This is a genomic window from Halorubrum sp. SP9, assembly GCF_005435015.1.
Taxonomy (GTDB): domain Archaea; phylum Halobacteriota; class Halobacteria; order Halobacteriales; family Haloferacaceae; genus Halorubrum; species Halorubrum sodomense.
The window spans coordinates 61774-85746 of the sequence record NZ_SGXU01000004.1 but is presented as its reverse complement, the minus strand read 5'-3'; the positions used below and the strand labels follow the sequence as shown (position 1 = coordinate 85746).

25 protein-coding genes and 1 tRNA gene are annotated in these 23973 nt (G+C 68.7%); 17 read left to right on the top strand and 9 right to left on the bottom strand.

Annotated elements, in window-relative coordinates; translation table 11 throughout:
* Positions 1 to 19 precede the first annotated feature (19 nt).
* From EXE45_RS04140 to EXE45_RS04120, 5 genes are all read left to right on the top strand, one after another.
* Positions 20 to 730: an SCO family protein gene (locus EXE45_RS04140; RefSeq protein ID WP_137693619.1), complete on the top strand. Its 711-nt coding sequence runs from the start codon at positions 20 to 22 to the stop codon at positions 728 to 730.
* A complete protein-coding gene (locus EXE45_RS04135) occupies positions 727 to 1272 on the top strand; it encodes a TlpA disulfide reductase family protein (RefSeq protein ID WP_137693618.1) in 546 nt (181 codons plus the stop codon). The genes EXE45_RS04140 and EXE45_RS04135 overlap by 4 nt, the downstream gene beginning before the upstream one ends.
* 36 nt (positions 1273 to 1308) lie before the next feature.
* The gene (locus EXE45_RS04130; RefSeq protein WP_092920355.1) at positions 1309 to 1974 is read left to right on the top strand and encodes a cytochrome c biogenesis protein CcdA; all 666 of its coding nucleotides are present in this window, start codon (positions 1309 to 1311) and stop codon (positions 1972 to 1974) included.
* A gap of 112 nt (positions 1975 to 2086) precedes the next feature.
* A complete protein-coding gene (locus tag EXE45_RS04125) occupies positions 2087 to 2743 on the top strand; it encodes an AIM24 family protein (RefSeq protein WP_092920354.1) in 657 nt (218 codons plus the stop codon).
* A 154-nt stretch (positions 2744 to 2897) separates the two neighbouring features.
* A complete protein-coding gene (locus tag EXE45_RS04120) occupies positions 2898 to 4286 on the top strand; it encodes an NAD(P)/FAD-dependent oxidoreductase (RefSeq protein WP_092920353.1) in 1389 nt (462 codons plus the stop codon).
* Between the two features lie 68 nt (positions 4287 to 4354).
* On the opposite strand, the gene EXE45_RS04115 is transcribed toward EXE45_RS04120, so the two are convergent.
* Positions 4355 to 5491 carry a Xaa-Pro peptidase family protein gene (locus EXE45_RS04115; RefSeq protein ID WP_137693617.1) on the bottom strand — a complete coding sequence of 379 codons (1137 nt, stop codon included), beginning with the start codon at positions 5489 to 5491 and terminating at the stop codon, positions 4355 to 4357.
* Between the two features lie 173 nt (positions 5492 to 5664).
* Here EXE45_RS04115 and EXE45_RS04110 point away from each other — a divergent pair.
* Positions 5665 to 5739 (top strand) — tRNA-Val (locus EXE45_RS04110).
* Positions 5740 to 5962: 223 nt separating this feature from the next.
* Here EXE45_RS04110 and EXE45_RS04105 read toward each other — a convergent pair.
* The 3 genes from EXE45_RS04105 to EXE45_RS04095 all read right to left on the bottom strand — a co-directional run bounded on the left by EXE45_RS04105 (position 5963) and on the right by EXE45_RS04095 (position 9244).
* Complete coding sequence (locus EXE45_RS04105; RefSeq protein WP_137693616.1) at positions 5963 to 6682, bottom strand: hypothetical protein; 720 nt, start codon at positions 6680 to 6682, stop codon at positions 5963 to 5965.
* Positions 6679 to 7869 carry a hypothetical protein gene (locus EXE45_RS04100; protein WP_137693615.1) on the bottom strand — a complete coding sequence of 397 codons (1191 nt, stop codon included), beginning with the start codon at positions 7867 to 7869 and terminating at the stop codon, positions 6679 to 6681. Before EXE45_RS04100 ends, EXE45_RS04105 begins: the two co-directional genes overlap by 4 nt.
* Positions 7870 to 8032: 163 nt before the next feature.
* Positions 8033 to 9244, bottom strand: coding sequence for a DNA cytosine methyltransferase (locus EXE45_RS04095; RefSeq protein WP_137693614.1), 1212 nt, complete (start codon positions 9242 to 9244; stop codon positions 8033 to 8035).
* Positions 9245 to 9384: 140 nt separating this feature from the next.
* On the opposite strand from EXE45_RS04095, the gene EXE45_RS04090 reads away from it, so the two are divergent.
* Entirely contained in the window at positions 9385 to 9648 is a 264-nt protein-coding gene (locus EXE45_RS04090) for a hypothetical protein (RefSeq protein WP_137693613.1), read from the top strand.
* Positions 9649 to 9668: 20 nt separating this feature from the next.
* Here the strand turns inward: EXE45_RS04090 and EXE45_RS04085 are convergent, their stop codons facing one another.
* Positions 9669 to 10004: a winged helix-turn-helix domain-containing protein gene (locus tag EXE45_RS04085; RefSeq protein WP_092920347.1), complete on the bottom strand. Its 336-nt coding sequence runs from the start codon at positions 10002 to 10004 to the stop codon at positions 9669 to 9671.
* 352 nt (positions 10005 to 10356) lie between these two features.
* Here EXE45_RS04085 and EXE45_RS04080 point away from each other — a divergent pair, with 352 nt between their 5' ends.
* The 9 genes from EXE45_RS04080 to EXE45_RS04040 all read left to right on the top strand — a co-directional run bounded on the left by EXE45_RS04080 (position 10357) and on the right by EXE45_RS04040 (position 17665).
* Positions 10357 to 10662 (top strand): helix-turn-helix transcriptional regulator, encoded by a 306-nt coding sequence (locus EXE45_RS04080; RefSeq protein ID WP_137693612.1) that lies wholly within the window; start codon positions 10357 to 10359, stop codon positions 10660 to 10662.
* Positions 10663 to 10726: 64 nt separating this feature from the next.
* Entirely contained in the window at positions 10727 to 11413 is a 687-nt protein-coding gene (locus EXE45_RS04075; RefSeq protein WP_092920345.1) for an AAA family ATPase, read from the top strand.
* A gap of 108 nt (positions 11414 to 11521) precedes the next feature.
* On the top strand, positions 11522 to 11806 hold the full coding sequence (locus tag EXE45_RS04070; protein WP_004595341.1) for a translation initiation factor eIF-1A: 285 nt from the start codon (positions 11522 to 11524) through the stop codon (positions 11804 to 11806).
* A 236-nt stretch (positions 11807 to 12042) separates the two neighbouring features.
* Entirely contained in the window at positions 12043 to 12381 is a 339-nt protein-coding gene (gene trxA / locus EXE45_RS04065) for a thioredoxin (RefSeq protein ID WP_092920344.1), read from the top strand.
* An 85-nt stretch (positions 12382 to 12466) separates the two neighbouring features.
* Positions 12467 to 13609: an aminotransferase class V-fold PLP-dependent enzyme gene (locus EXE45_RS04060; protein ID WP_137693611.1), complete on the top strand. Its 1143-nt coding sequence runs from the start codon at positions 12467 to 12469 to the stop codon at positions 13607 to 13609.
* An 87-nt stretch (positions 13610 to 13696) separates the two neighbouring features.
* Complete coding sequence (locus EXE45_RS04055; RefSeq protein WP_092920343.1) at positions 13697 to 14254, top strand: class I SAM-dependent methyltransferase; 558 nt, start codon at positions 13697 to 13699, stop codon at positions 14252 to 14254.
* A gap of 119 nt (positions 14255 to 14373) precedes the next feature.
* Entirely contained in the window at positions 14374 to 15477 is a 1104-nt protein-coding gene (locus tag EXE45_RS04050) for a DoxX family protein (protein ID WP_137693610.1), read from the top strand.
* Between the two features lie 85 nt (positions 15478 to 15562).
* Positions 15563 to 16849, top strand: a complete 1287-nt coding sequence (locus EXE45_RS04045) for a glucose-6-phosphate isomerase (RefSeq protein WP_137693609.1) — start codon at positions 15563 to 15565, stop codon at positions 16847 to 16849.
* An 81-nt stretch (positions 16850 to 16930) separates the two neighbouring features.
* Positions 16931 to 17665 (top strand): CPBP family intramembrane glutamic endopeptidase, encoded by a 735-nt coding sequence (locus EXE45_RS04040; RefSeq protein WP_137693608.1) that lies wholly within the window; start codon positions 16931 to 16933, stop codon positions 17663 to 17665.
* A gap of 143 nt (positions 17666 to 17808) precedes the next feature.
* On the opposite strand, the gene EXE45_RS04035 is transcribed toward EXE45_RS04040, so the two are convergent.
* Entirely contained in the window at positions 17809 to 19107 is a 1299-nt protein-coding gene (locus EXE45_RS04035) for a DNA double-strand break repair nuclease NurA (protein WP_092920339.1), read from the bottom strand.
* Positions 19108 to 19377: 270 nt separating this feature from the next.
* Here EXE45_RS04035 and EXE45_RS04030 point away from each other — a divergent pair, with 270 nt between their 5' ends.
* A complete protein-coding gene (locus EXE45_RS04030; protein WP_092920338.1) occupies positions 19378 to 21285 on the top strand; it encodes a methyl-accepting chemotaxis protein in 1908 nt (635 codons plus the stop codon).
* A 53-nt stretch (positions 21286 to 21338) separates the two neighbouring features.
* On the opposite strand, the gene EXE45_RS04025 is transcribed toward EXE45_RS04030, so the two are convergent.
* From EXE45_RS04025 to EXE45_RS04015, 3 genes are all read right to left on the bottom strand, one after another.
* Complete coding sequence (locus tag EXE45_RS04025; protein ID WP_092920337.1) at positions 21339 to 21764, bottom strand: hypothetical protein; 426 nt, start codon at positions 21762 to 21764, stop codon at positions 21339 to 21341.
* Between the two features lies 1 nt (position 21765).
* The gene (locus tag EXE45_RS04020) at positions 21766 to 22269 is read right to left on the bottom strand and encodes a DUF2240 family protein (protein WP_199233592.1); all 504 of its coding nucleotides are present in this window, start codon (positions 22267 to 22269) and stop codon (positions 21766 to 21768) included.
* Between the two features lie 67 nt (positions 22270 to 22336).
* The gene (locus tag EXE45_RS04015) at positions 22337 to 23803 is read right to left on the bottom strand and encodes a Na+/H+ antiporter NhaC family protein (protein ID WP_137693607.1); all 1467 of its coding nucleotides are present in this window, start codon (positions 23801 to 23803) and stop codon (positions 22337 to 22339) included.
* Positions 23804 to 23973: the final 170 nt, after the last annotated feature.

Sequence of the window (23973 nt, the reverse complement as noted above, 5' to 3'; positions counted from 1 at the left end):
ACGTAGTTTCGACGACAACATGGACCGCCGCCACTTCCTCCGCTCGCTCGCCGCGACCGGCGCCGCCGCCGGCGCGACCGCTACCGCCGGCTGTGCCGGCGTTATCGGAGACACTGGCCTCCTCGGCGACGACGGGACGGTCCTGAGGCCCCCGGAGCAGACCCGCGGCGATCCGGTCCACCCGATCCACGGCGACGAGATGCCCGAGTTCAGCGTTCCCGACCCGATTTCGGGAGAGGAGATATCCACGGCGCAGTTCGAGGGCGAGCGCGCGTTCCTGTGGACCTCCTTTTACACGAGCTGTCCCGACGGCGTCTGCCCGGCGCTCATCCTCCGGCTCCGGCGCGCCCAAGAGGTCGCGGCCGAGCAGGGGTTCGGCGACGAGGCCGCGTTCCTCCCGCTCACCTTCGACCCCGAGCGCGACACCGCCGAGGTCCTCCGCGAGTACGCCGCCCGGCGCGGGGTCGACCTCGACGCCGGGAACTGGCACTTCCTTCGGCCGGAGAGCTACGAGGCGGGAAAGGAGCTGATGATGGAGAACTTCGGGCTGAAGATCGAGAAGTACCCGGACGAGAACGACCAATACGAGAATCTGGAGTACACGTTCCCGCACTACGGGCTCATCCTCCTCGTCAACAAGCGGGGAATCGTCGAACGGGCGTACCCGCGCGGCCCGGCCACCGACGTCGAACGGATCGTCGGCGACTTCCGACGGGTGGTGACGGCGTGAGGCGACGGCACCTGCTGGCCGGGCTCGCGAGCGTCGGGGTCCTCGGCGGCGCGGGCGCCGTCGCGACCGGCGGGGTACCGGACGCGCTCGGCGGCGAGGAAGCGCCCGAGCCGATCGAACCGGTGACGCTCGACACGGTCGACGCGCCCGGGAGCCGCGACGGCGAGGTGACGATCCCGGCGCCCGACCGGCCCACGTTCGTCGACTTCTTCGGGACGTGGTGTCCGCCCTGTGCCGAGCAGATGCCGGCCCTGGCGGCGGCCCACGATCAGATCGGCGACGAGGTGCTGTTCGTTTCGGTGACGACGGAGCCCGTCGGCGGCGCGGTCAGCGAGGAGACGATAGTCGACTGGTGGACGAAACACGGCGGCGACTGGCTCGTCGCCGCCGACGTGACCGCCGCGCTCGCGGCGCGGCTCAACGTCGGTAAGTACCCCAGCGCGCGCGCCATCGACGCCTCGGGACGCGTCCGCTGGGCGACCTCCGGGACCCACACGGCCGAGGAGTTCGTCGAGGGAATCCGGCGAGCGATCGACCGATGACGGGGCGGGCCGATCGATGAACGGACGGGCCCGCCGATGACGGACGTCTCGCTCGCGACGAACGTCCCGTTCGCCGTGACCGCGGGCGTGGCGACGTTCTTCTCCCCGTGCGCGTACCCCCTCCTGCCGGGGTACGTCGGTTTCTACGTGAACTCCGTCGACGCCGACTCCGCGTCCGTCCTCGGCGCCGGAGTTCGCGGCGTCGCGGCCGCGGTCGGCGTGCTGGCGACGTTCGCGCTGCTCGCCGGCGCCACCGTCCGGATCGGTTACTCGACGCTGTCGAACATCACCGTCTTCGAGACGTTCGTCGGCGGGCTGTTGATCGCCTTCGGACTGCTCGTGGTCGCCGGGCGCGCGCCGTCGGTGTCCGTACCGCTGCCGCAGCGACGCACCGGCGTGTTCGGCTTCGGCGTCTTCGGGGCGGGGTACGCGCTGGCCGGGGCCGGTTGCGTGGCGCCGGTGTTCCTGGGCGTCGTCGCCCGCGCGATCGCCCTCCCGTCGGAGGCGGCTGTTCTCGTCGTCGCCGTCTACGCGGGCACCGTCGCGGTCCTGATGGCCGCGACGACCGTCGCGACCGGCGTCGGTCTCATCAGCAACGCCAATCGGGTGATGGCGCACGCCGGCCTGCTGAAACGGATCGCGGGCGCCGTGATGATCGCCGCGGGAATCGGACAGCTGTACCTCTCGCTGGTCGTGTACTGACCGACCGCGGCACCGTCCGATCCCTGCCAAACGTTCGCACGCAGCCCGTACATTCTTAAGCCATAGCGCGGAACCCTCTTGTAGCCGAACCGAACGGTTCGGTCCCCGCACCATGAATCTCGATCAGTTCACCGCGGAGAACGCACCGACCGACAGCGCGGAACCGTTCCAGCGCGAGAACAGCTACACCCTCGACGTCGAGGTCGCCGGCACCGTCATGGCGAAGGCGGGCTCGATGGTCGCGTACACGGGCGACGTCTCGTTCACCGGGAAGGCCTCCGCGGAAGGGGGTATCACCGGATTCCTCAAGCAGTCCGCGACCGGCGAAGGGACGCCGATCATGGCCGTCGAGGGCGACGGTCACGTCTACTTCGCGGACAACGGCAAGAAGGTACAGGTGGTCGAACTCGGCGCCGACGAGTCGATCACGGTCAACGGCGAGGACGTGCTCGCGTTCGAGGAGTCGCTCACCTACGAGATCAGCACCATCGACAGCCTCGCCGGAGCGTTCGCGGGCGGCTTCAGCAACGTCTACCTCGAAGGGCCGGGGTACGCCGCGCTCACCACCCACGGCGACCCGATCGTCTTGGAACCGCCGGTGGCGACCGATCCGAGCGCGACCGTCGCGTGGAGCGGCACCTCCCCGGACGTGGAGGTCAACCGGAGCCTCTCCGACATGGTGGGCCAGGAGTCGGGCGAGCGCTACCAGATGCGCTTCGACGGCGCCGGCGGCTTCGTCGTGGTCCAACCGCACGAGGAGCACGTCTGAGACGGCGCCGCTCCGAAGGGATCGGACACCCACCGGTTCCGACCGATCGGCGGCCGGCCTGAACGCGGAGATTCGAACGAAACCGACACCGCGAAAGCGACGTCGTGCCGCAACGGACCGTGAATTTAATAGCCGGACGGGAACCTCTCGGGGTATGGAACGCGTAGACGTCGCGATCGTGGGCGGCGGGCCGACCGGGTCGTCCGCGGCGCACGCCGCCGCGACCGGCGGAGCGGACGCCCTGGTCCTCGAGAAGGGAGTCCCCCGAGCCGACCGCGAGGGGCTCGGTCCCGACTCGACCGACGCGGCCGGAATCTTGGATTACTGGGTCGACATCATGGGGATCCACCCCGACGAGTTCGGCGACGGGGTCGTCCAGCGCGAGCTGAACCGCGCCGAGTTCCGCGGCCCCGACGAGTCCGCGACGCTCACCTCGACCGGGATCGACTCCTCGTACGACAAGTTCGGGTACACCTTCCACCGCGCACGCTTCGACGACTGGCTCCGCGACCGCGCCGAGGAGGCCGGCGCCGAGTACCGTGCCGGGACCTCCGTCCGCGGCGTCGACACCGACCTCTCGGTCGGATCCGGTGACGAGGAGCCGCGCCACACGCTCGAACTCGCGGACGGCGGGACCGTGGGCGCAGACTTCGTCGTGCTCGCCGACGGGCCGCAGCGAACCGTGACCAACCGGGTCCTCGACGAGTACCTGCCCGCGGACGCGGCCGCCTCCGACCGGCTCGCTTCCCGCACCGCGAACCACATCGCGTACCAGGAGTACCGGCGCGTCCCCGAGGCGGTGTTCGAGGAGGTGAACGACGCCCTCGTCTTCTGGTGGGGCGTGATGCCGGGCGAGACCGCCTACCCGTGGATATTCCCGAACGCGGACCGCGTCTGTCGGGTCGGGCTGACGATGCCGATCGGACTCGACATCGAGGAGTTCGACCGCGACGCGTACGCGCTGCTCGACGCCGACGACGAGTCGATTCCGCGGGGCGGCGAGTACGTCCGCCGGCTCTTAGAGTGGCAGTACGGCGACGAGTACGACATCGAAGAGGAGTTCCCCGTCGTCGACGACGCCGGGAAGCGGAACGGGACGGAGACCTACCCGATCTCGTCGACGCGACCGATCGACTCGCCGGTCGAGGCCGGCATCGCGGTCGCGGGCGGCGCGATGGGGACGACCTCGGCGTTCCACGAGGGCGGCGACCACGTCGCGGTCCGCACCGGCGCGATCGCGGGCGAACTCGCCGCCGAGGGCGACCTCGCCGCGTACAACCGCCGCTGGAAGGAGGCGATCGGCGACGAGACCGTCCGCAACGTGACGATGGCCGACATGGTCGCGGAGTACGAGCCGGACGACTGGAACCGGGTCATCGGCGCGGCCGACGCGATGCTCGCCGCCGAGACCGGTGACAGCCTCCTCTCGCAGCCGTACCGCTCCGGCTGGGAGTCGCTGAAGCTCATGCTCGGCTACAAGTGGAACAAGCGCCGGGTGAAGAAAGACTACGTCGGCATCGACGAGAGCGAGTACGTCTACTGACGCCGCGTTCGCGCGGCGCGGTGCGGCGTTCGGGCGGCGGCGGCGCGTCCTCCGCCGAGTCCGTCCCGTTACCGGATTACCGGCGCCGCCAGCTCGACGGGCTCGGCCTCGATCCCCGCGACATCGACCGGTTCGACCTCGTGAGTCGGCCACCGACCGGTCTTCGTGAGCCGTTCGGTCAGATCGGACGTGACGAGGTGGGTGTCTTCGCTTTTCGTGCCCTGAACCGTCGGATTCCACGCGTAGCCCATCGGCCGCCGGACCGCCTCGTCGCCGTCCGGGGTCGCGAACCACTCCCGGCCGGCGAATCCGGCGGCGCCGCCCTGGTGGTGGTTCTCCCACTCGTCCGCGAAGCCGACCGCGTCGTACGCCGCTTGGATGGCCTCGAAGACGTCGCCGGCGGTGTCGGGGGCGGCGTCCTCGGTACCGCCGTCCCGCGAGAGCGCTCCGGCCGCGGCGGCCTCGGTGGCGCGGACCGCGGTCGCCTCGACGCGCGCCGCGGCGCGGTGGCGCTCCTCGAACCAGTCGGGGGCGTCGAAGGCGACGGTGCGCGTCATCGAGGCGTACAGCCCCGCGCGCTCGGCGGTGACCGACACGAGCGCGTAGTCGCCGAGGGCGGCGTCAGTCGGCGTGTAGTGACGGAACGCCTGCGCCCGGTCCGCGCCGCCGACGAGCACGACCGGCGTGTCCACGTCGCGGGAGGCGAGCGAGATGTCGATGCCGGCCGCGACCTCGTACTCGGGGTCCTCGGGTTCGAGGTTCCGACAGACGGTCTCGACGGCGGCCGCGACCTCGCGGCCCAGCTCGCGGTAGCGCTCGACGTCGTCGTCGGTGAGCGGCTGTCGGAGGCGGCTGCCGTCGACGGCCTCGAAGCCGGGCACGTCGAAGTCCGCGGCCGCGGGGGCGGGCGAGCGCTCGGCGACCGCCTCGGCGAGCGAGTCGGCGTACCACGGGACCGACTCGACCGCGAACGCGTCCGGGAGCTCCTCCGCGGCGAGCCGGTCCGCCTCGATGTTGTCGGTGATGACGCGGAGGTCGCCGTCGTAGCCGGCGGCCGCGACGCCGGTCGGCGCGTCGGCGTCGACGACGTTGTCGCCGCCGGTGAGCCACGCGAAGCCGTTGGGGCGAGCGAACCAGACCGCCTCGAGCCCGCGCTCGTCGAGGTACGCGTCGAGCCTGTCGGTGCGGGCGGCAGTTTCGACCATACGAACGGACTATCGGCGAGCGGGTAAAAACGGTCGAAAGCCTCGCGCGCCGTCGGCTTCGGGGGCCCGCCGTCGCCCGATCGGCGGGTAGTGACTCACCCCGTCCGGATCCCCGAAACGAAAGGTTCAATTACGTCCCCCGGGTACGACGAGACGCGTCAGTAAGCCCCTGCGGGTTGGTAGTCTAGTCCGGTTATGACACCTCCTTGACATGGAGGAGGCCGGCGGTTCAAATCCGCCCCAACCCATTTTTGTCGACACCGCAACCGCGAGCGACAGCGAGCGGTCCGTGTCGACAAAATGGTGCCGCGGATTTGAAGCAGAGAACGGAGCGAGCGCTAGCGAGCGGAGTGACTGAGGTTCAAATCCGCCCCAACCCACTTTTGATTCCTCGCAATTTTGGTAGCATCGCCCGCAGGATATCCGTCTTTTAACAGCGCGTACTGCTGCGCTCTGAGCTTTTCCACTCGGTTATACCGAGTAGTCTGGGTCGAACTCAGCGTGGGCCTGTTTGTACTCTCGAAGGAGATCTCCCACTCCGGTAATCGCAGACTCCATCTCGATGATCGGGTTCTTCCGCATCTCGTGAAGCCCGACTTTCGCCTTTAGCTCGCTGGTGTTCGTCCGGTTCGAGCCCTCGGCGTCGCGGTACTCCCAGTCCTCGTGGTCCATGCTCGCGCACAGGACCTGTGTGACATCGATAGGCGGCGTCTCGTTCGGGGCGGGGGCGTCGTCCGTGGTGGACTTGCTCCGCGCGTTTATCCGATAGTGGATTCCGAGGAGCCACCCCTCGACATTGTGGTGTGCGTAGAACGTGTTCCCCTTCGACGCTTTGACTTCCAAGCCCGGACCGTTGTCGGAATCCTTGACTGCGTAATTGTCCGGCCATTCGTGATCGGTCCCATCGTAGAGCAAGTCCGGGTATCCGTCGTCGAGACGGTTGAGGACGAAGTCCGGAGACTCTTCCGCAAAACGAGTGGTTAGTCGGTGACTGACGAAGCCACCAATCGCGTTGTTCGCTCGGAACTGCTCGTGGAACCGTCCGTACCCTTGTTCGAGGTGCCACTCATTCACCTCGTGCCAGTACTCGTAGAAGCTCTCGATCGCGCTTACGACCTGCGAGACTTCGAGTCCATAGGGGAGTTCCGCGTCGCGGTTGACGAAGCGCTCTCGGACCTCTGGCCGCTTCATGTTTCGTCGAGCCCCATCTGTACGTCCGAGTCAGCGAGATGGTCGAGGACGCGGTTGTCCGGGTCGATGCTCGCAACGAACCGTAAGAGTCGCTGAACGCCGTCTGGATTCTCCTCGATGTTGGCGAAGAAGTGAACCATCCCGTGAAGCGCCCGGTTCTGCTTGTGGTAGTCCCAGAATCGAAGCTGTCGGCTGATGTCCTCGTCATCCAGAACCCGGACATCTGCTTCTTCGAGCGTTTCGCGGGCTTCCGGACTCACCTCTGTACAGATCGCGATGGCGATGGCGGTCGTGTTCTGTGCGACCTTCATCATCGTGCCGAGTTCGGCACTGACGTTCGATTCATCGATAACGCGGCCTTTGACCTCAACCGAGATCATGAGGTCGGGACCGTGGTACCCGTCAATGTCGCCGTACCGCTGTTGACGCGAGGAGCCGGTTCGGACCTTACTCGCGCGGAGAGACAAGTGCGGCCACTCCGCTTTGACGTACCCGTAACAGAGTGCCTGGTACGCCGATCCGCCCTGTTCATTTGGGGCCTTGCGTGTGTAGTCTCGGAGTACCTTCAGGAAGGGCTCTTCGAACGGCGGGTCACGCCGTTCGTACTCGCTCGATTCCAACCGCTCTAGGCCGAGGTCGAAGAGTTCCTGCGCGGCGACGAAGCGACCGTCGCGAGAGAGCCGGAACGCGAGTTCGAGCATGTCGTCGTACCGCTCCCACTCGCCGGTGTGGTGGCCCGGTGAGCTCGGGAAATTGGTTCGGTTCAGGTCCTCCCGGAACAGTTCGATCAGCTCGTTGTGGAACGCTCGGATCCCTTCCCGAGTGTCACCGCGTTTCAGTGTCAGCGACGACTTCGCCGTGCTCTCGTAGCGGTCGAGGATGTCGTCGACAGTGATGTCAGAGTTGAAACCGGCCAGCCAGTCGTCGTACTTTGCCAGTTCTTCGGCGAGGACAACAAAGTCGATCGCGAGCCCTAGCGTCCCTTTCGAAGATGCGAACTGCGTCCCCGCCTCAGAAACGAGCGCATCAATCACATTGCGCTCAGCGTCTGAGATCCCATCGCCAAAGCCGTCGGATGCCGACAGATCCGATTGATTCCCGAAATAGGTGGCCGGGAAATGGCTCTGTAAAAACATCTCTATCGCTTCATCGTCGTGGTCGGCACGATCGTCGCTCCATTTACTCATCTGCGTATACTGTCCGGTCAACAGACACGCTTAGAAAAGTTGGCATTGGAAAACGAGAAACTAAGTAGAGGAAAATTCACGCTAGACGTTCCCTACTGGGACTGATTCCGATGGCGCTTCCGAGGTTGTTTTTGGAATCTGCCAGAAAACTATTCGACTCCTATTAGTCAGCGAAGTCAAGCGTGACCTGCTGCGCGTGGCCGCCGATATCCGACTTCTCCTCCTCGAACTCGGCGAGGTCCATCCCACCACAGCGGAGCTTGTAGATGCGCTCTCGCTCCTCGTCGGTCAGCGTCTGGCTGTAGACGCTCTGCTTGAGGTAGTAGCCGACGGACTCCGCGAGGTACGGCGGCACCGCGTTCCCGATCTGTTTCCGGACCGAGACGAGGCCGCCATCGAAGCGGTACCAGTCGGGGAACGTCTGTAAGCGCGCCCCCTCGCGCGGCGTGAGCCCGCGATGCTGGAACGGATGGATACACCGGGCGCTAGAGGGCTTCGACATGTTCGAGGTGATCGCGACGGCCGGCTCCCGCGAGTCGAGTCGAGAGTAGGAGTTGTGGTAGCCCGAGGACGGCTGGAGCTCGTCCGGGATCTCGGTTCGGTTTCCACCGTCAGAGATGTGCGAAATCATCTCCACCATGTCCTCGGTGTGGTTCGCGGCTTGGTGGTGGGTGAGATCGGTGTTGTCGCCGCGGAGGTCATCCTGAATGACCGTCGTCGGCTCGACGTCGTACTCGGTCTTCTCCTCGCCGGGACCGACTTCGGGGAGGTCGCCGATTCCGGCGATCACGCCGGGGGTCTCGATCGGGTCTAACTCGAAGCCGTCGAAGGGGAACTCGGTCGTCGAGCGCTTCGTCGCGAGCACCAGCAGGCGGTGACGCTGCTGCGGGACGCCGAAGTCGGACGCCTTTACGACGCGGTAGCTGACGTCGTAGCCCATCTCGCCGAACGACTCCTCGACGGCGTCGAGAAACTTCCCGTCGGCGGTGTTTTGCATCCCGCGAACGTTCTCGAACAGCGCCGCCTTCGGGTCGAGCTCGTTCACCCACGAGATGAAGTTCACGAAGAGGTGGTTTCGGTCGTCGCTCCCGTCGGGGCTGACGACTTCGGAGAATCCCTGACAAGGCGGGCCGCCGGCGACGAGGTCGACGGTGTCGCGGCCGACGACCTCGGTGACATCTTGGTTGTCGACCTCACGGATGTCCTGCGTCAGCTCCGCCGGCTCCAGACCCTCGCGATTGTTCGCGAACGAGGCGCGGGCGTCGTCGTCGACCTCGACCGCGTGGACGAGCTCGAAGCCGGCGCGTTCGAGGCCGACGGAGAGTCCGCCCGCTCCCGCGAACAGATCGACGTAGGTCAGGTCCTGCTGACTCATCTATCGGAAAGTGCCGCTCAACTGTATTTAATCGTTGGTACTGGGAAAATCGTTAGGGAGACGACTCGTCCGGGTGACGCTCGTCACGGAGCCGGATCTTCCTGAGCAAATTTCATATCGTGGGGCGCTGAAGTCGACGTATGAGCGGTGACCTCGTTGAGCTCCCGATCGAAGTGGATGTCACACCGGAACGGTACGGGACACTTCGATCGGTGAATGTCGTGTCTGGAGACGATATTCCGCCGGCGTTGGATTCGCAGGAGTGGCGGCTCGAAGAGCTCTCCGTGGAGTCGCACGTCCGGGATCAGATCGATGTTAGAGCGATTGATGAAACAACGAACGTCGGTGTACTTCGAGTTGATACTAATACGCTAGAGTGGGAGTTCCTCGAAAATAAACGCTGACCCTTGTATAGATCTATAACTCACATTCGGGTGGCGTCCCCGTTCGAGGCCTCACTGTCCGTCGGGTTCTGTGCCTCGACGGCATCATTGTCGTCATCAATGTAGGTCCAATTCTCGGTGTCGAGTCGGCCGTCGAGATACGCCTCACCGTCGTCAGTGATCATGTAGACACCGTTTCCGAGATCTTTGACGAGACCCTCTTCAGCTAGCTTCTTACATCGTCGGTGGACCTGAACACGTGAATATCGAATCGGTCCCTCCCTCTTCATTTTCGTTGGAGAACCAGATTCGTGTTCAGAGAGATACTCCAAAATCCGATCGTCAGCAGCAGACATCCACTCTCCCGCATATCTCATATAATACACTGGCGCACCCATATTTAATATAAGACCGTATAGTGTTTTTAATCACTTTCCGTACATTCAAGTAACGAGAGAATTCATATGTAGCCACAGAACCCAAGTGACGAGCCCTCGGCGAGTGACAAAATGTAGGAATCCCGGCCGCGGTGTTGGAGCACCCGGCCGGGTCGGGTTCTGTGCCGTGACACAGAACCATGCCAACGATGGCAACTGCGGGGCTTAAGCCCTGCGTGACGACCGGAGAATCGAGCGAACCCACCGACTGCGCACGCTGTCCAGCGCCGGCTGACGGCTACGACGCCGCACGCGGCGTGCCCGTCTACCACGACTGCGCGGAGGACGACGCATGAGCGCGGAGTGCGCGCCTGACCGCAATGCGCTCGCCGACCTCACCGCGTTCCGGCGCGACCTGCTCTGGGCGCTCTCCCACGAGAACGCCCGCAAGGGGACGGCCCTGAAGGCGGACCTCGCCGACTACTACGGCGAGGCGATCAACCACAGCCGCCTCTACCAGAACCTCGACAGGCTCGTCGAGCGCGACCTCGTCGCCAAGCGGGCACGCGACAGGCGCACCAACGAGTACCGACTCACCGAGACCGCGCGTCGCGCGCTCGAAGTGCGCCGCGCGTGGCAGGCCGGGGGTGAAGCGTGAGAGTCGCCCACGGCGACCTTCAGATGCGAACTTTCTTTTACCTCTCCTGGGTGGATTCGGGTAGATGAGTGACCGAGGCGGTCGAGCGCCGGATCGGACCGAATCGCCGGCTTCGAACGGTGAAACGGCGGATTCCCGCTCTCCAACGCCGTCCGCCTCGCCCGCCGACGCGGCCGACGACGGGGCGTCGACCGGACGGCTGATCGTCGTCTGTGGGCTTCCGGGCGTCGGCAAGACGACCGTCGCCGAGCGAGTCGCGGCCCACGTCGACGGTCGGATCCGGCGGACCGACGTGATTCGCAAGGAACTGTTTCCCGACCCCGAGTACACCGACGCGGAGACCGAGGCCGTCTACGCCGAGCTCCTCTCTCGCGCCCGCGAAGACGTGGAGGCCGGCGGCGCCGTCGTCCTCGACGCGACGTTCGCGGACGCACGGTTCCGGACGCAGGCCCGCGAGACGGCGGCCGAGGCCGGAGTCGCGTTCGACCTCGTCGAGGTCGCCTGCGACGAGGAGGTCGTCGAGCGCCGGATCGAGCGCCGCGACGGGATCAGCGACGCCGACTTCGAGATCCACCTCCGTTTCAAGGAACTGTTCGACGAGGTGGCGGCCGACCACGTCGTCGTCGACAACTCCGGCACGCAGGCGGAGGCGTTCGCGCAGGTCGACGCCGCGTTCGGAACGGACGTGTCGGCCGAGGACGCGACGGTCGATTCCGACGGCCGATCGGCGGCGCTCACCGACGCGGAGTGAGGCGGCCACGGGTCGACGCATGACCGTCGCAGTCGTGCGAACGAGTCGCGTGGCGGGCGCACACACCCATCTCCAATCACTTATACGGGCGAGCGTACAACGGAAGGTATGAGCGAAGAATCCGGGCGGAAGAACCTCCGAATGCCCAACGACGACGAAGTGTTCGCCGTGGTGACGGAACACCTCGGCGGCAACCACGTTCAGCTGCGCTGCGCCGACGGCGAGGAGCGGCTCGGCCGGATCCCCGGCCGCATGAAGTACCGAACGTGGATCAGCGAGGGCGACGTGGTCCTCGCCGAGCCGTGGGACTGGCAGGACGAGAAGGCGAACGTCGAGTGGCGGTACGAGGACGAGGACGCCGACCAGCTCCGCCGCGAAGGCCACATTCAGTAGTCGAAGTACCCGCGCCGCACCGCGTCGCCGCCGACTGTCTCCTTGCGATCTCTCTCCGCTCCGACACCGTCAGGTCCGGGGTTCGCTCGCTCGATCCGACGGGATTTTCGAACGCGGATAGCCACCGCACCGGCTCGTATCGCGACGCTGCCGGACGGCCGGTACGCGCTTTTCTTGCCATAGTATTGTGAATACTATCCAAAACCATTATCACCACGCGGCGCGTAGGCGTAGGTATGAGTTCGACAGAAGCCGCACCCGGAGAGCCGATCCAGCTGACCGACGCCGACGCGTTCGACGAACACGTCGCCGACGGCGTCGTCCTCGTCGACTTCTACGCCGACTGGTGCGGCCCGTGTCAGATGATGGAGCCCGCCGTCGAGGCGGTCGCGGAAGACACCGACGCGACGGTGTTGAAGGTCGACGTCGACGTCCACCAGGCGCTGGCCGGCGAGTACGGCGTTCAGGGCATCCCGACCCTGCTCGTGTTCTCGGACGGCGAGCTCGCAGAGCGCATGGTCGGGGCGCAGAGCGAGCGGGCGCTTGCCGACGCGATCGGCGAGCACACCGCCTGAGCGTACCTTCGGGCATCGCACACGGAATCACCCGAACGCGGTCACCGATCGGCCAGTCGCGGCCCGAGTGGCCGAAACCGACACCATGAGAACGATCCAACTCGACGACGACGGTATGACCCCGAGAGAGCTCCGCGCGGACGTCCCGGCCCTCGGCGACGCGGCGTACTTCAACTTCGGCGCGCACGGACCGAGCCCGGAGTACGTCGTCGAGGCGGCCGCCTCGTTCATCGAGGAGCACGAGTACGGCTCCGCGGCGACCGACCCGTACGAACACGCGTTCGAGACGTACGAGCGGGTGCGCGAGCGGATCGCGGCGTTCGTCGGCGCCGCCCCGGAGGAAGTCGCGCTCACGGAGAGCACCACCGACGGGATCACCCGCGTGGCGGGCGCTATCGACTGGGAACCGGGCGACGTCGTCGTCCGAACCGACCTCGAACACCCGGCCGGGGTCCTCCCGTGGCAGCGGCTCGAACGCGAGGGGATAGAGGTGCGCGTCCTGGAGACCGAGGACGGCCGCGTCGACCGCGAGGAGTACGCCGAGGCCGTCGCGGACGCCCGCCTCGTCTGCTTCAGCGCGATCACGTGGACCCACGGCACTCGCCTTCCGGTCGCCGACCTCGTCGAGGTCGCGAACGACGCGGGCGCGTTCACCCTCGTCGACGCGGTCCAGTCGCCCGGTCAGGTCCCGATGGACGTACACGAGTGGGGCGCCGACGCGGTCGCCGCAGCCGGCCACAAGTGGACGCTCGGCCCGTGGGGCGCCGGCTTCCTCTACGTCGACCGCGACGCCGCGGCCGACCTCGCGCCGCGCGCGGTCGGCTACCGGAGCGTCGAGGACCCGACCGGCGAGGCGATCGAGTTCAAGCCGGCGGCGGGACGCCTCGAGGTCGGGACGACCACCGCCGCGGCGCACGTCGGCCTCGCCGAGGCGCTCGACGCGATCGACGCGGTCGGCCTGGACGCGATCGAGTCGCGGATCGAGTCGCTCACCGATCGCCTCAAAGCCGGCGTTCCCGACGACCGACTCCTCAGCCCGCGGTCCTACGAGTCGGGACTCGTCACGATCGACGTCGACGATCCGGAGGCGACCGTCGAGCGACTGGCCGACGACGACATCGTCGTCCGGTCGCTGCCGCACCCCGACGGGGTCAGAGCGTCGGTTCACGCGGTCTCGACGGAGGCCGAGATCGACCGGCTGATCGACGCGCTCGACGCGGAGTGGTGAGCCGCGATCGGAGACGCCGCCGCGCGGACCCGTGCTCGGACACCGGGCGACCGGACGCGTTAAAGCACTCGCCGTACAAGACCGCGCATGGGATTTCACACGTTCGACGCCGACCGGGCGGAGCGGCTAGATCGACCCGACCGCTACCGCTGGGTGTCCGCGGAGGAGCTGGTCGGTCCGCTGATCGAGGGCGGCGTCGAGGTCGTCGCCGACCTCGGTAGCGGCACCGGTTTTTACACCGACGACGTCGCCGAGCACGCCGAGACGGTCTACGGCGTCGATGTCCAGTCCGAGATGCACGAGTACTACCGCGAGAAGGGCGCTCCAGACAACGTCGACCTCGTCGCGAGCGACGTCGCAGACCTCCCGTTCGCGGACGGCGAGATCGACGGCGCGTTCTCGACGATGACGTACCACGAGTTCGCGAGCCCGGAAGCGATCGACGAGGTCGCCCGCGTCATCCGCTCGGACGGACGGCTCGTCGTGTTCGACTGGTCGGCCGACGGCGGCGGCGACCACGGGCCCCCGGTCGACGAGCGCTACCCCGTGAGCGACGCGCGCGACGCGCTCGCCGAGGCCGGGTTCGACGTAGAGCGTGCGGAGACGCGGACCGAGACGTTCGCGCTCGTCGCGCGAGCGCCGTAGGCGGCGGCCCCCTGACGCGGCTATCGAGCGGCTCGAAGCGGCGCAGAAACGACCTACAGGGTCGGATTCGAACGTTCGTGAAGAAATACCGTTAGGTGCGTTCGGCTCGTACGCGGGGTATGTCCGTTCGTCTCCGATCGGTTGCCGTCGCAGCGTTCGCCCTGTTCGCGACGCTCGTCGCTCGGCCGGCCGCGGCCCACGTCGACTACGTCACCGAGGACTCGGGCGACCCGCTCGACGCGATGGCGTTCATCGCGGAAGTGCTGTCGGACCCGTTCAACGCGGCACTATTCGCGGGCTCCGGGCTCCTCGCGACCGCCGGAATCGGCGCGTACCTCTGGGTGCGCCCGACCGTCGTCGACGTCGTCGTCCTCCGCGAGAAGCTCGCCGGCTACGGCGACCTCGTCCCGTGGATGCTGCGGCTCGCCGTCGGGCTCCCCCTCGTCGGCGCCGGCTTCCAAGGGTACCTGTTCGCACCGACGCTCTCGTTCGAACCGGCGACCAGCCCGCTGCTCCGCGTCCTCTTCATCGGGCTCGGCTTCTTCACCCTCTTCGGGCTCGCGACGCGGATCACCGCCGCGGCCGGCCTGCTGACGTACGCGTGGGTGCTCGTCGCCGTCGACCCGCTCGTCGTTCTCGCCGTGGAGTACGTCCCGGTGCTCCTCGCGCTGCTCGTCCTCGGTGGCGGTCGGCCGAGCGCCGACGACATGCTGCTCGAGGTCGCCAGCACGCCGGGGTCGTACTACGGCCGGATCGACCCGGTCCACCACCTGAAGTCGTTCCTCGACGAGGCGACCGCCCCGCTCAGGCGGTACGTCCCCACTGTGCTCCGGGTCGGCATGGGCGTCTCGTTCGTCTACCTCGGCCTGATCCAGAAGCTCGCCGATCCGGCGAGCGCGCTACAGGTCGTCGAGAAGTACGACCTCACGTCGGTCGTCCCCGTCGACCCGGGGCTGTGGGTCGTCGGCGCCGGCGTTACCGAGGTCGCCGTGGGCCTCGCGCTGATCGCGGGCTTCTTCACCCGGGGCGCGGCCGCGCTCTCGTTCGTCCTGTTCACGACGACGCTGTTCGGGCTCCCGGACGACCCGGTCCTCGCTCACGTGGCGCTGTTCGGCCTCGCGTCGGCCGTCTTCGCGCTCGGCGCCGGCCCGCTCTCCGTCGACCGGCTGATCGGTCGCCCGGCGCTCGACGACGGCGAGGAACCGGTCGCGGCGGCCGACTAACGTTCCGGTCGCCGCGTCCTCGCTGCGGGGGCGGCGCTCAGCCCGGTCGGCGGTTTTTAAGTCGCTCTCGCGCGGTGAGACACGTATGCGCGTGGACCTCGGCAACGCCCTGGAGACGACCCCCGGGCTCACGACGGAAACGCTGGACAGACTCGACGACCGCGTCGCGGCCGCGCACGAGCGGATCGCGGCCGGGATGGCCGACGACGAGTTCGGGTACGCCGCCCTGAACCTCCCCGAGACCGCGGACCCGAGCGAGATCCGCGCCGCGGTCGACGGGTTCGACCGCCCCGAGGCGGTGCTGACGGTCGGTATCGGCGGGAGCGCCCTCGGCGCGGCGACGCTCGCGACGGCCCTCGACAGCGACGTCGACGCGTACTTCCTCGACAACGTCGACCCGGACGACACCCGGTCCATGCTCGCGTCCCTCCCGCTCGACGACACCGTCGTCAACGTGGTCTCGAAGTCGGGGACGACCGCGGAGACGCTCGCGAACTTCCTCGTCGTCCGCGAGGCGATGGCCGACGCGGGCGTCGACTGGACCGAGCGGACCCTCGTCACCACGGGCGAGTCGGGGAACCTCCGCGAACTGTCCGACCGTCACGACCTCCCCTCGCTACCGGTTCCCGACGGGGTTCCCGGACGCTTCTCGGCGCTGTCGACCGTCGGACTCGCGGTCGCCGCGCTCCAGGGTCACGACATCGAGGCCGTCCTCGCGGGCGGCCGCGACGGGATGGACGCGCTGGCCGGCTCGCTGTACGAGTCGCCCGCGTACGCCTACGGCGCGGCGACGTACGCGCTCGCGGAGCGGGGCGCGCTCACCAACGCCGTGATGCCGTACGCGGAGTCGCTGGAGACGTTCGCGGAGTGGTTCGCCCAGCTCTGGGCCGAGAGCCTCGGGAAGGACGGACTCGGGCAGACCCCGGCCCGCGCGCTCGGCGCGACCGACCAGCACTCCCAGCTCCAGTTGTACCGCGCCGGGCCGCCGGACAAGCTGGTGACGCTCGTGCGACCCACGGAGCGCGCCGACGTGCCGATCCCCGAGACAGACCTCGACGGGCTCGCGTACCTCGGCGGCTCGTCGCTCGGCGGGCTGCTCGACGCCGAGTTCGAGGCGACGGAGGCGAGCCTCGCGGCGGCCGGCGTCCCCAACGTGCGCGTCGAGATCGACCGCGTCGACGAGCGCGCGCTGGGCGAGCTGCTGTTCGGGACGGAGGCGGCCTGCGTGCTGTACGGCGAACTCGCGAGCGTGTCGACGTTCACGCAGCCGGCCGTCGAGTGGGGGAAGAAGGCGGCCCGGGGGCTGCTCGGCGGTGGCGACTTCGCGGAGGCCGAGGCGGTCGAGGAGAAGCGCGAGCTACGGATCGACTGAGGCCGCGGCCGGCGGGTCGAGAGTCGACGCCGCCGATCCCCTTCCGGTGCGTCTAAAGCCCCGCGAACCGTACACCCGACGATGAGCGAAGACCCCCTGACGGCCGCGGTCGGGGAGCGGGTGTTCCGCGTCGCGAGCGCGCTGTTCGCGATCGTGTTCGCGTTCCTCGTCGCGAGCGCGATCACCGCGCCGGGGGCGAGCCTCGCCGCCTCCGTCGGGCTGGTGTCCGAGGGGTCGACCGGGTATCAGCTGCTCCGGACGCTCCTCCAGTTCGCCGGGTTCGCGCTCGCGGTCGCCGGGTACCTCGCGATCACCGACGAGTGGGAGATCGTCCGATTCTCGCGGCCGACCGCCCGCGAGACGGCGGTCATCGTCGGCGGGGGGATCGCCCTCTTCGCGTTCCAGTACGGCGCCCTGTTCGCGCTCGATCAGGTCGGGCTCTCGACCGGGCAGAACCAGGCGGTCGTCCCCGCCGGTGACCCCGTTCCGTACTACCTCGCGATGATCGCGGTGTCGCTCGCGGTGGTCGGGCCGGTCGAGGAGCTGCTGTTCCGCGGCGTCGTTCAGGGCGGCGTCCGGCGCGCGTTCGACGCCCTCCCCGCGGTGCTCATCGCGAGCCTCGCGTTCGGGCTGATCCACCTCCCGTCCGTCTCCGGGACGCCGGTCGAGCGGTGGGCGTACGTCGGCGTCGTGGTCGTGTTGGGGTCGGTCCTCGGCGCGCTCTACGAGTGGACGGACAACGTGCTGGTCCCGGGACTGATACACGGCATATACAACGCGGTTACCTTCGCGGTGCTGCTGGCAGGGGCGATCTGAGAGCGGACGCGACCGTTCTGCGGACGGTCGACTCCGTCTGACCTCCGCGGCGGCGCGTGCCTGCGAGGCCGCCTCGCGGTCGGGGCGCCGGAGGCGTCCACCGCTACTCCGCCGTCGACTGCTCATGGAAGAGCGACCGCGTCTCAGTACGGCTCCTTCCCCCAGCGCAGGTCGTCGTAGGTCGCCTGCTGGTCGCTGCCGAGCCGCTCCTCGAACTTCCGACGGAGCGCGGCCTTCTCCGTGGCCGAGATCCGCGCCAGCTCGTCCGCCTTCGCGACCGGCTCCGGCGGCCCGCGCGTCGCCGCCACCTCCGCGACGACCTGCCGGGTGAGCCGCTCGCGGGTCGCCTCGTCGCGGGTGAACGCGTACGGCGCCTCCAGCTTGTACGTCACGTCGGTCCGCGGGTCGTAGACGACGGTGAACGTCGGCTCGTACAGCGCCGGGTCGAGTTCGCGCTCGACGCCGAGCGCGTCGCCGTCGGCGGCCATCGGCGCGTCCGCGCCGCCGCGACTCCGGAACCAGGTGGTGAACGTGAGGTCGTCGTCGAGGCGGGCGCCGCGGTCGGCGGGGCCGCCGGTGTCTCGGTCGCCGGTCGGTGCCGCGCCGTCCCCGTCCGGCTCCCGCCGCTCCAGCAGGCGGGTGAACAGCGCGGTGTCGTCGGGCCACGGCGACTCCACGCCGGCGCGAGAGAGCGCTCGGACCGCGGTGCCGCTCGCGGGATTTTTGACGAAGCCGGCCAGCGGCACGTCGCGCTCGACGAACCGCTCGACGAGGCGGACGTACTTCTCGATGACGGCGCGGGGCTTGGCCTCCCGGGCGAGCGCGCCGAGCTCGGGGTCGCGGTCGGCCCACGTGAACAGCTCCTTGGGGTAGACCGGTCCGTCGAGGACGAGCAGGTCGTCGACGCGGTCCGCGTGGTCGAGCGCGTGAGTCCCCTCCGCGAGGTAGAGGGCGAGCGCGTGGACGACGCGCTCCGCGTAGCGGTTCACCCGCGGGACGTGGAGGACGCGCTGGCGGGTGTGCCCCTCGTCGCGGCGGGCCCACTCGCTGTCGAAGCCGGCGGTCGAGTCGCCGGCGTGGACCGTGGCGACGATGGTGCGGTCGCGGTGGAGGTCGAGATCCGTCGGCGAACTCGCCATCGCCGCGTGCGCGACGTCGACGACGAGCCCGTTCTTGAACGTCGTGGGGTTGATCGTTCCGGAGTCGAGGCCGTGGACCGTCTCGAACGGGCGGTCGACGAGCGCGACGTCGTCGATCGCGGCCCGTCGGCGCTCGTGGTCGCCGAGCGCCTCGATCACGACCCGGCCGTCGCGGCGGAGGTCGGGGAGCCACTCGCGCCACACGCGCTCCGCGAGGTCGTCGTGGTCCGTCGCGTCCACGTCGCCGCCGATGCCGTACGCGAGTTGCGCGATGTTCTCGACGTGGATCGGATCGAGCGTCACGACCGTACGGCGGACCGGACCGATATAAAAACCGTCGGCCGCGCGGTCGACCCCGCGACCCGTCCGGCGACCGCGGTCCCGAGGGGTTCGCCTCCCCGGCCGCCGAACCGATTCGGCTTTCGTCGAGAAAGAAGCAAATCGAGCGGGGTATCGATAGCTCCGCGGCGGGGCCGGGATCAATTTATTACCCGCACTACGGGAGCTAAACGACGGTATCAGCGGTAATAGTTGGAGACGACGTGTTTTTATATCATACGACAATCGCCGGGTATGGCAGAGACTGCGACCGAGACGCGATCGGGAGAATCGGGCGGGCTGGCGGCGAGCGTGCGGGACGTGATCCGATACATCCCGGACGGCACCTCGATGCCGGACGAGATGTGGGCGCCGCGGCACCGGAACATCCTGATCGCCACCGTGGTTCAGGTCCCGTTCCTGATCGGCCTCGGGCTCTACGACGGGACTGAGTCGTTCACCGGCGCGCAGATCCCGGCGACGCCGCTGTGGATGCTCGGGGGGTTCGTCGCCGTCATCCTCGCCACCGCCGGGCTGGCGAGTTGGCCGCGGCTCGGCCGCCGTCAGCGGACGGTGCTCACGGCGTTCAGCCTCATGACCGTCTCGATGGCGATGGTGAAGCTGTCGGGCGGGTACATCGAGGCGCACTTCAGCTTCTTCGTGTTCATCGGCGTGCTCGCGCTGTACGAGGACTGGCTCCCGTTCGCCGTCGGCGTCGTGTACGTGGCGGTCGGCCACGGCGCGTTCAGCCTGATCGATTCGAGCCTCGTCTACAACCACACCGCGGCGATCGAGAACCCGATCGTCTGGGGCGGGATCCACGCGGTGTTCGTCCTCGCGCTGGCGGGCGCGCTGATGGTCAACTGGTACTCGATCGAGAAATCGCGCGAGGCGGCGCGCGAGCAGCTCGAACTGGCGGAGCAGAAGCAGTCGGAGATCCAGGACGTCGAGGCCGCGAAGGCGGAGGTCGAACAGCGCCGCGAGGAGGTCGAGCGGCTGAACAGCCACCTCGAGACGAAGGCGGACCACTACAGCGCCGCGATGGACCGCGCGGCCGACGGCGACCTGACGGTTCGGCTCGACGCCGAAAGCGAGAGCGAGGCGATGGCGCAGATCGGCACGGCGTTCAACGGGATGATGGACGACATCGACGAGGCGATGAGCGAGGTCCGGTCGTTCGCCCGGGAGGTGTCGGACGCGAGCGAGAACACGGTCCGCGGCGTCGAGACCGCGAGCGACCGGAGCGAGGCCGTCAGCCGGTCGGTAAGCGAGATCGCGGAGGGGGCCGACGAGCAGCGCGAGATGCTCCGGCAGGTGTCCGACGAGATGAACGACCTCTCCGCGACGATCGAGGAGGTGGCCTCCTCGACCGAGACCGTCGTCGAGGTCGCCGAGCAGACCGCCGACATCGCCGACGAGGGCGAGGAGACCGCCGAGGCCGCGATCGACCGCGTCGAGGAGTCCCGCGAGGCGCTCGACGCCGCCGCGGGGACCGTCCAGCAGCTCGACGAGCGGATGGAGGACATCGGCGAGATCGTCGACCTCATCGGCGACATCGCCGAGCAGACGAACCTGCTCGCCCTGAACGCCAACATCGAGGCCGCGCGGGCCGGCGGGGGCGGCGGCGGGAGCGACGGCTTCGCGGTCGTCGCGGACGAGGTGAAACAGCTGGCCGAGGAGACCCAGGACGCGGCCACGGAGATCGAAGAGCTGATCGGCGCCACGCAGTCGCAGACCGAGGGGACGGTGACGGCGGTCCGGAGCGCCGAGGAGAACATCGCCGCCGGCGCCGACGCCGTCGAAGACGCCGCCGGCGCGTTCGCGCGGGTGTCGGAGAACGCCGCGGAGACCGACGAGGGGATCCGCGAGATCAGCCGCGCCACCGACGATCAGGCGGCCAGCACCGAGGAGACCGTCTCGATGGCCGAGGAGGTCGCGGACATCAGTCAGTCGACCGCCGACGAGGCGGACGCGGTCGCCGAGGCCGCCGACGAGCAGCTGACCGCGATGAACGAGGCGACCGCGGAGGCCGGCTCGCTGGCGGAGCAGGCGGAGCGGCTCGGGGCGCTCGTCCGCGACTTCGACGTCACCGGCGAGGCGGCCGACCCCGACGGCTCGCCCGGGCCGAACGCCGCGGTCGGCGACGGCGGACGGCCCGAGTGAGCGCGCGGCGAGGCGGCGAGAACTCGTTTCAGCGGATCGGCGCCTGCCGTCGGCTACTCGTCGTCCGACGCGTTTCGGATCGCTTCGAGGACCGGTAGCACTCGCTTCACCTGCGCGCCGTCCTCGACGAACACCAGCGTCCGCGGCGGGCGGACCGCCTTCGGACGGACGCGGAGGTCGCCCTCCCTCGCCGCCGTCGCGGCCGCGTCGGGGCCGGCGATCGCCTCGATCCGGGCGCGGTCCGGCTGGACGTACACCTCGGCGATCGGCTCGCCGGGAGTCGCCTCGTCCGTCGCGCCGGCTCTCCCCTCCGGCGTCTCGCGAGCGATCCGGTACGCCAGCGCGCCGTCGGGAGTCGGCTCGACGTCTCGGTCGGCGTCTGCGACCGTCAGCCCGCGGAGCCGGCTCTCGTTTCCCGTCACCTCGGAGGCGAGCAGCTGAGCGATCCGGACGCCGTCGGAGAGGCGGTCCGCGACCATCTCAGGCGGCCCCCGAGTCGTCGGTCGCGTCGTCCGCGACCGTCGCGCCGTCGCCCGCCTCGGCGGCGAGTTCCTCGCGCACCTCGGCGGCGAGGCGGTCGACCGCGGCGCCTCGCTCGCGGGCGTAGAGGACCGCGGCGGCCTCGATGGTGACCGCGAGCGCGCGCTGTCGCTCGTTGATCGCGGCGACCGCGCGCTGCTTCTCGACGCCCGCGGCGACGATGGCGTCGAGCGCGCTCTCGAAGGTGGACTGCTCGCGGAGGATCGACTCGTCGGGCGAGAACCCCTCGGGAACGGTCACCTCAGTCGGGTCGAACCGCGGGACCAGATCGCCGTCCTCGGACGCCAACAGGCCGCGACCGACCGCGACGTCGACGAGGCGCTTCGCCTGATCGGGCGAGAACCACTCCCGCTCCAGCGACAGCGCGACGACGAACTCCCCCTGTCCGAGCCGGTCCCTGGCTCGGGCCTTGAACGGGGCGGCGACGGCGACCTCCAGACTCATGTGGAACGAACGGCTCGGCGGGCGCGTAAACGTGTCGAACGCGGGGTCGATCGCCCCCTGTTGAGAGTCAGTCGTCGCTTCCGGGGGTCGGAGCGGCGGTCTCGCCCGGGTCGGCGTCGGCCGCGAGCGGCCCCACGTCGATGGTGTAGCCGGTCGCGGCCATAACGAACAGCACGAGCGGCGAGAGGAACGCGAACAGGTAGTAGGGGGCGTACTCCAGCGTCGGCACGCCGGTGGCGCTCGCCATGAAGACGGCACCGGCGTGCCACGGGAACAGCGCGCCGGTCGGCGTCCCGGCGGCCTCGACCGCGCGGGAGAGCTGGTCGGTGTCGAGGCCGAACTCGTCGTAGGTGTTCCGGAGCGTGACGCCCGGCAGGACGATGCTCATGTACTGCTGGGCGGTGAGCGCGTTGATGACGATCGCCGAGACGCCGGTGCCGGCGACGAGCGCGCCCGGGCTCCGGACGGCCGACGTGAACGCGTGGGCGATCACCGCGAGGATGCCCGTGCGCTCCAAGATCCCGCCGAGCGACAGCGCGGCGACGACGACCGTGATCGTCCACGCTGAGCCGGTGAGCCCGCCCGTCGCGAGGAGGTCGTTCACCAGCTGCGAGCCCGACTCCGGCGCGGTCCCGGACATGAACGTCTCCCAGGCGGCGACGAAGCCGGCCCCCTGGACGAGTATCGTCGTGAGCACGCCCGCGAACACGCCGGCGACGAGCGTCGGGAGCGCGGCGTACCCGCGGATCGCCAGCCCGAAGGTGACGACGAGCGGGACGAACGCGACGACGGTGATCGCGTACGTTCCGGTGAGCGCGCCCTGGATGTCCGCGATCCGGCCCGCCGGAATGGCCCCGCTCGCGCGGAGGCCGAGCGCGGCGAAGCCGAGCACCGCGAGCCCGAAGGCGATCGCGGTGCCGGTCCGCATGCGGCGGATGTGGCCGTACAGGTCGGTGTTGGTGACGCCGGCCGCGAGGTTCGTGGTGTCGGAGAGCGGCGACTGCTTGTCGCCGGCGTACGCGCCGGAGAGGACCGCGCCGACCGTCATCGGGGCGGGGACGCCGAGCCCCGCGCCGATGCCGACGAAGGCGACGCCGAGCGTCCCGACGGTGGTCCACGAGGAGCCGATCGCGAACGCGACGACCGCGGCGACGACCGCGGCCGCCGGGAGGAACGTCGTCGGCGAGAGGATCTCCAGCCCGTAGTACATCAGCCCGGGGATCGTGCCGGCGCTGACCCACGTGGCGATCAGCCCGTAGATGGTGAAGATGATGAGGATCGCCTGGAGCCCCATGACGAGGCCGTTGGCGATTCCGTCGAACAGCTCGTCCCAGTCGTAGCCGAGCCACAGGCCGAACGCGCCGACGAAGGCGATACTCCAGAGGAGCGGCGGGTGCGGGTCTAAGCCGAGAACGGCCGAGCCGATGCCGAGGAACGCCACGACGGCGAGGACCGGGACCAGCGCCGCCGCGAGGCTCGGGCGACGGTCCGGGTCGAGGTCCTCGTACGCCGTGGGCGTGAACGAGCGTGGCATGGCCAGTCGTATTCTTTTGGGGCATAAATATATCTCGAAATATGCGCGAGATAGATAACGAACGTTCGTCGTCGTTCGCGGTCGGGAACGCTCTCCGGGAAGTCAGCGCGTTCGACCGTGCGCCGCCGTGTCGCGGCGGTACGCGAACGGACGGTCTTATACGCGTCGGC

What these genes read in the sequence shown, in the direction of transcription:
- EXE45_RS04070 (WP_004595341.1), top strand. Translation starts at nt 11,522, where the DNA reads ATGAGCGAAGAATCCGGGCGGAAGAACCTCCGAATGCCCAACGACGAC.
- EXE45_RS04105 (WP_137693616.1), bottom strand. Translation starts at nt 6,682, where the DNA reads ATGAAGCGGCCAGAGGTCCGAGAGCGCTTCGTCAACCGCGACGCGGAA.
- EXE45_RS04130 (WP_092920355.1), top strand. Translation starts at nt 1,309, where the DNA reads ATGACGGACGTCTCGCTCGCGACGAACGTCCCGTTCGCCGTGACCGCG.
- EXE45_RS04020 (WP_199233592.1), bottom strand. Translation starts at nt 22,269, where the DNA reads ATGAGTCTGGAGGTCGCCGTCGCCGCCCCGTTCAAGGCCCGAGCCAGG.
- EXE45_RS04055 (WP_092920343.1), top strand. Translation starts at nt 13,697, where the DNA reads ATGGGATTTCACACGTTCGACGCCGACCGGGCGGAGCGGCTAGATCGA.
- EXE45_RS04095 (WP_137693614.1), bottom strand. Translation starts at nt 9,244, where the DNA reads ATGAGTCAGCAGGACCTGACCTACGTCGATCTGTTCGCGGGAGCGGGC.
- EXE45_RS04085 (WP_092920347.1), bottom strand. Translation starts at nt 10,004, where the DNA reads ATGAGATATGCGGGAGAGTGGATGTCTGCTGCTGACGATCGGATTTTG.
- EXE45_RS04045 (WP_137693609.1), top strand. Translation starts at nt 15,563, where the DNA reads ATGCGCGTGGACCTCGGCAACGCCCTGGAGACGACCCCCGGGCTCACG.
- EXE45_RS04120 (WP_092920353.1), top strand. Translation starts at nt 2,898, where the DNA reads ATGGAACGCGTAGACGTCGCGATCGTGGGCGGCGGGCCGACCGGGTCG.
- EXE45_RS04140 (WP_137693619.1), top strand. Translation starts at nt 20, where the DNA reads ATGGACCGCCGCCACTTCCTCCGCTCGCTCGCCGCGACCGGCGCCGCC.
- EXE45_RS04060 (WP_137693611.1), top strand. Translation starts at nt 12,467, where the DNA reads ATGAGAACGATCCAACTCGACGACGACGGTATGACCCCGAGAGAGCTC.
- trxA (WP_092920344.1), top strand. Translation starts at nt 12,043, where the DNA reads ATGAGTTCGACAGAAGCCGCACCCGGAGAGCCGATCCAGCTGACCGAC.
- EXE45_RS04025 (WP_092920337.1), bottom strand. Translation starts at nt 21,764, where the DNA reads ATGGTCGCGGACCGCCTCTCCGACGGCGTCCGGATCGCTCAGCTGCTC.
- EXE45_RS04115 (WP_137693617.1), bottom strand. Translation starts at nt 5,491, where the DNA reads ATGGTCGAAACTGCCGCCCGCACCGACAGGCTCGACGCGTACCTCGAC.
- EXE45_RS04090 (WP_137693613.1), top strand. Translation starts at nt 9,385, where the DNA reads ATGAGCGGTGACCTCGTTGAGCTCCCGATCGAAGTGGATGTCACACCG.
- EXE45_RS04100 (WP_137693615.1), bottom strand. Translation starts at nt 7,869, where the DNA reads ATGAGTAAATGGAGCGACGATCGTGCCGACCACGACGATGAAGCGATA.
- EXE45_RS04030 (WP_092920338.1), top strand. Translation starts at nt 19,378, where the DNA reads ATGGCAGAGACTGCGACCGAGACGCGATCGGGAGAATCGGGCGGGCTG.
- EXE45_RS04075 (WP_092920345.1), top strand. Translation starts at nt 10,727, where the DNA reads ATGAGTGACCGAGGCGGTCGAGCGCCGGATCGGACCGAATCGCCGGCT.
- EXE45_RS04125 (WP_092920354.1), top strand. Translation starts at nt 2,087, where the DNA reads ATGAATCTCGATCAGTTCACCGCGGAGAACGCACCGACCGACAGCGCG.
- EXE45_RS04080 (WP_137693612.1), top strand. Translation starts at nt 10,357, where the DNA reads ATGAGCGCGGAGTGCGCGCCTGACCGCAATGCGCTCGCCGACCTCACC.
- EXE45_RS04015 (WP_137693607.1), bottom strand. Translation starts at nt 23,803, where the DNA reads ATGCCACGCTCGTTCACGCCCACGGCGTACGAGGACCTCGACCCGGAC.
- EXE45_RS04050 (WP_137693610.1), top strand. Translation starts at nt 14,374, where the DNA reads ATGTCCGTTCGTCTCCGATCGGTTGCCGTCGCAGCGTTCGCCCTGTTC.
- EXE45_RS04040 (WP_137693608.1), top strand. Translation starts at nt 16,931, where the DNA reads ATGAGCGAAGACCCCCTGACGGCCGCGGTCGGGGAGCGGGTGTTCCGC.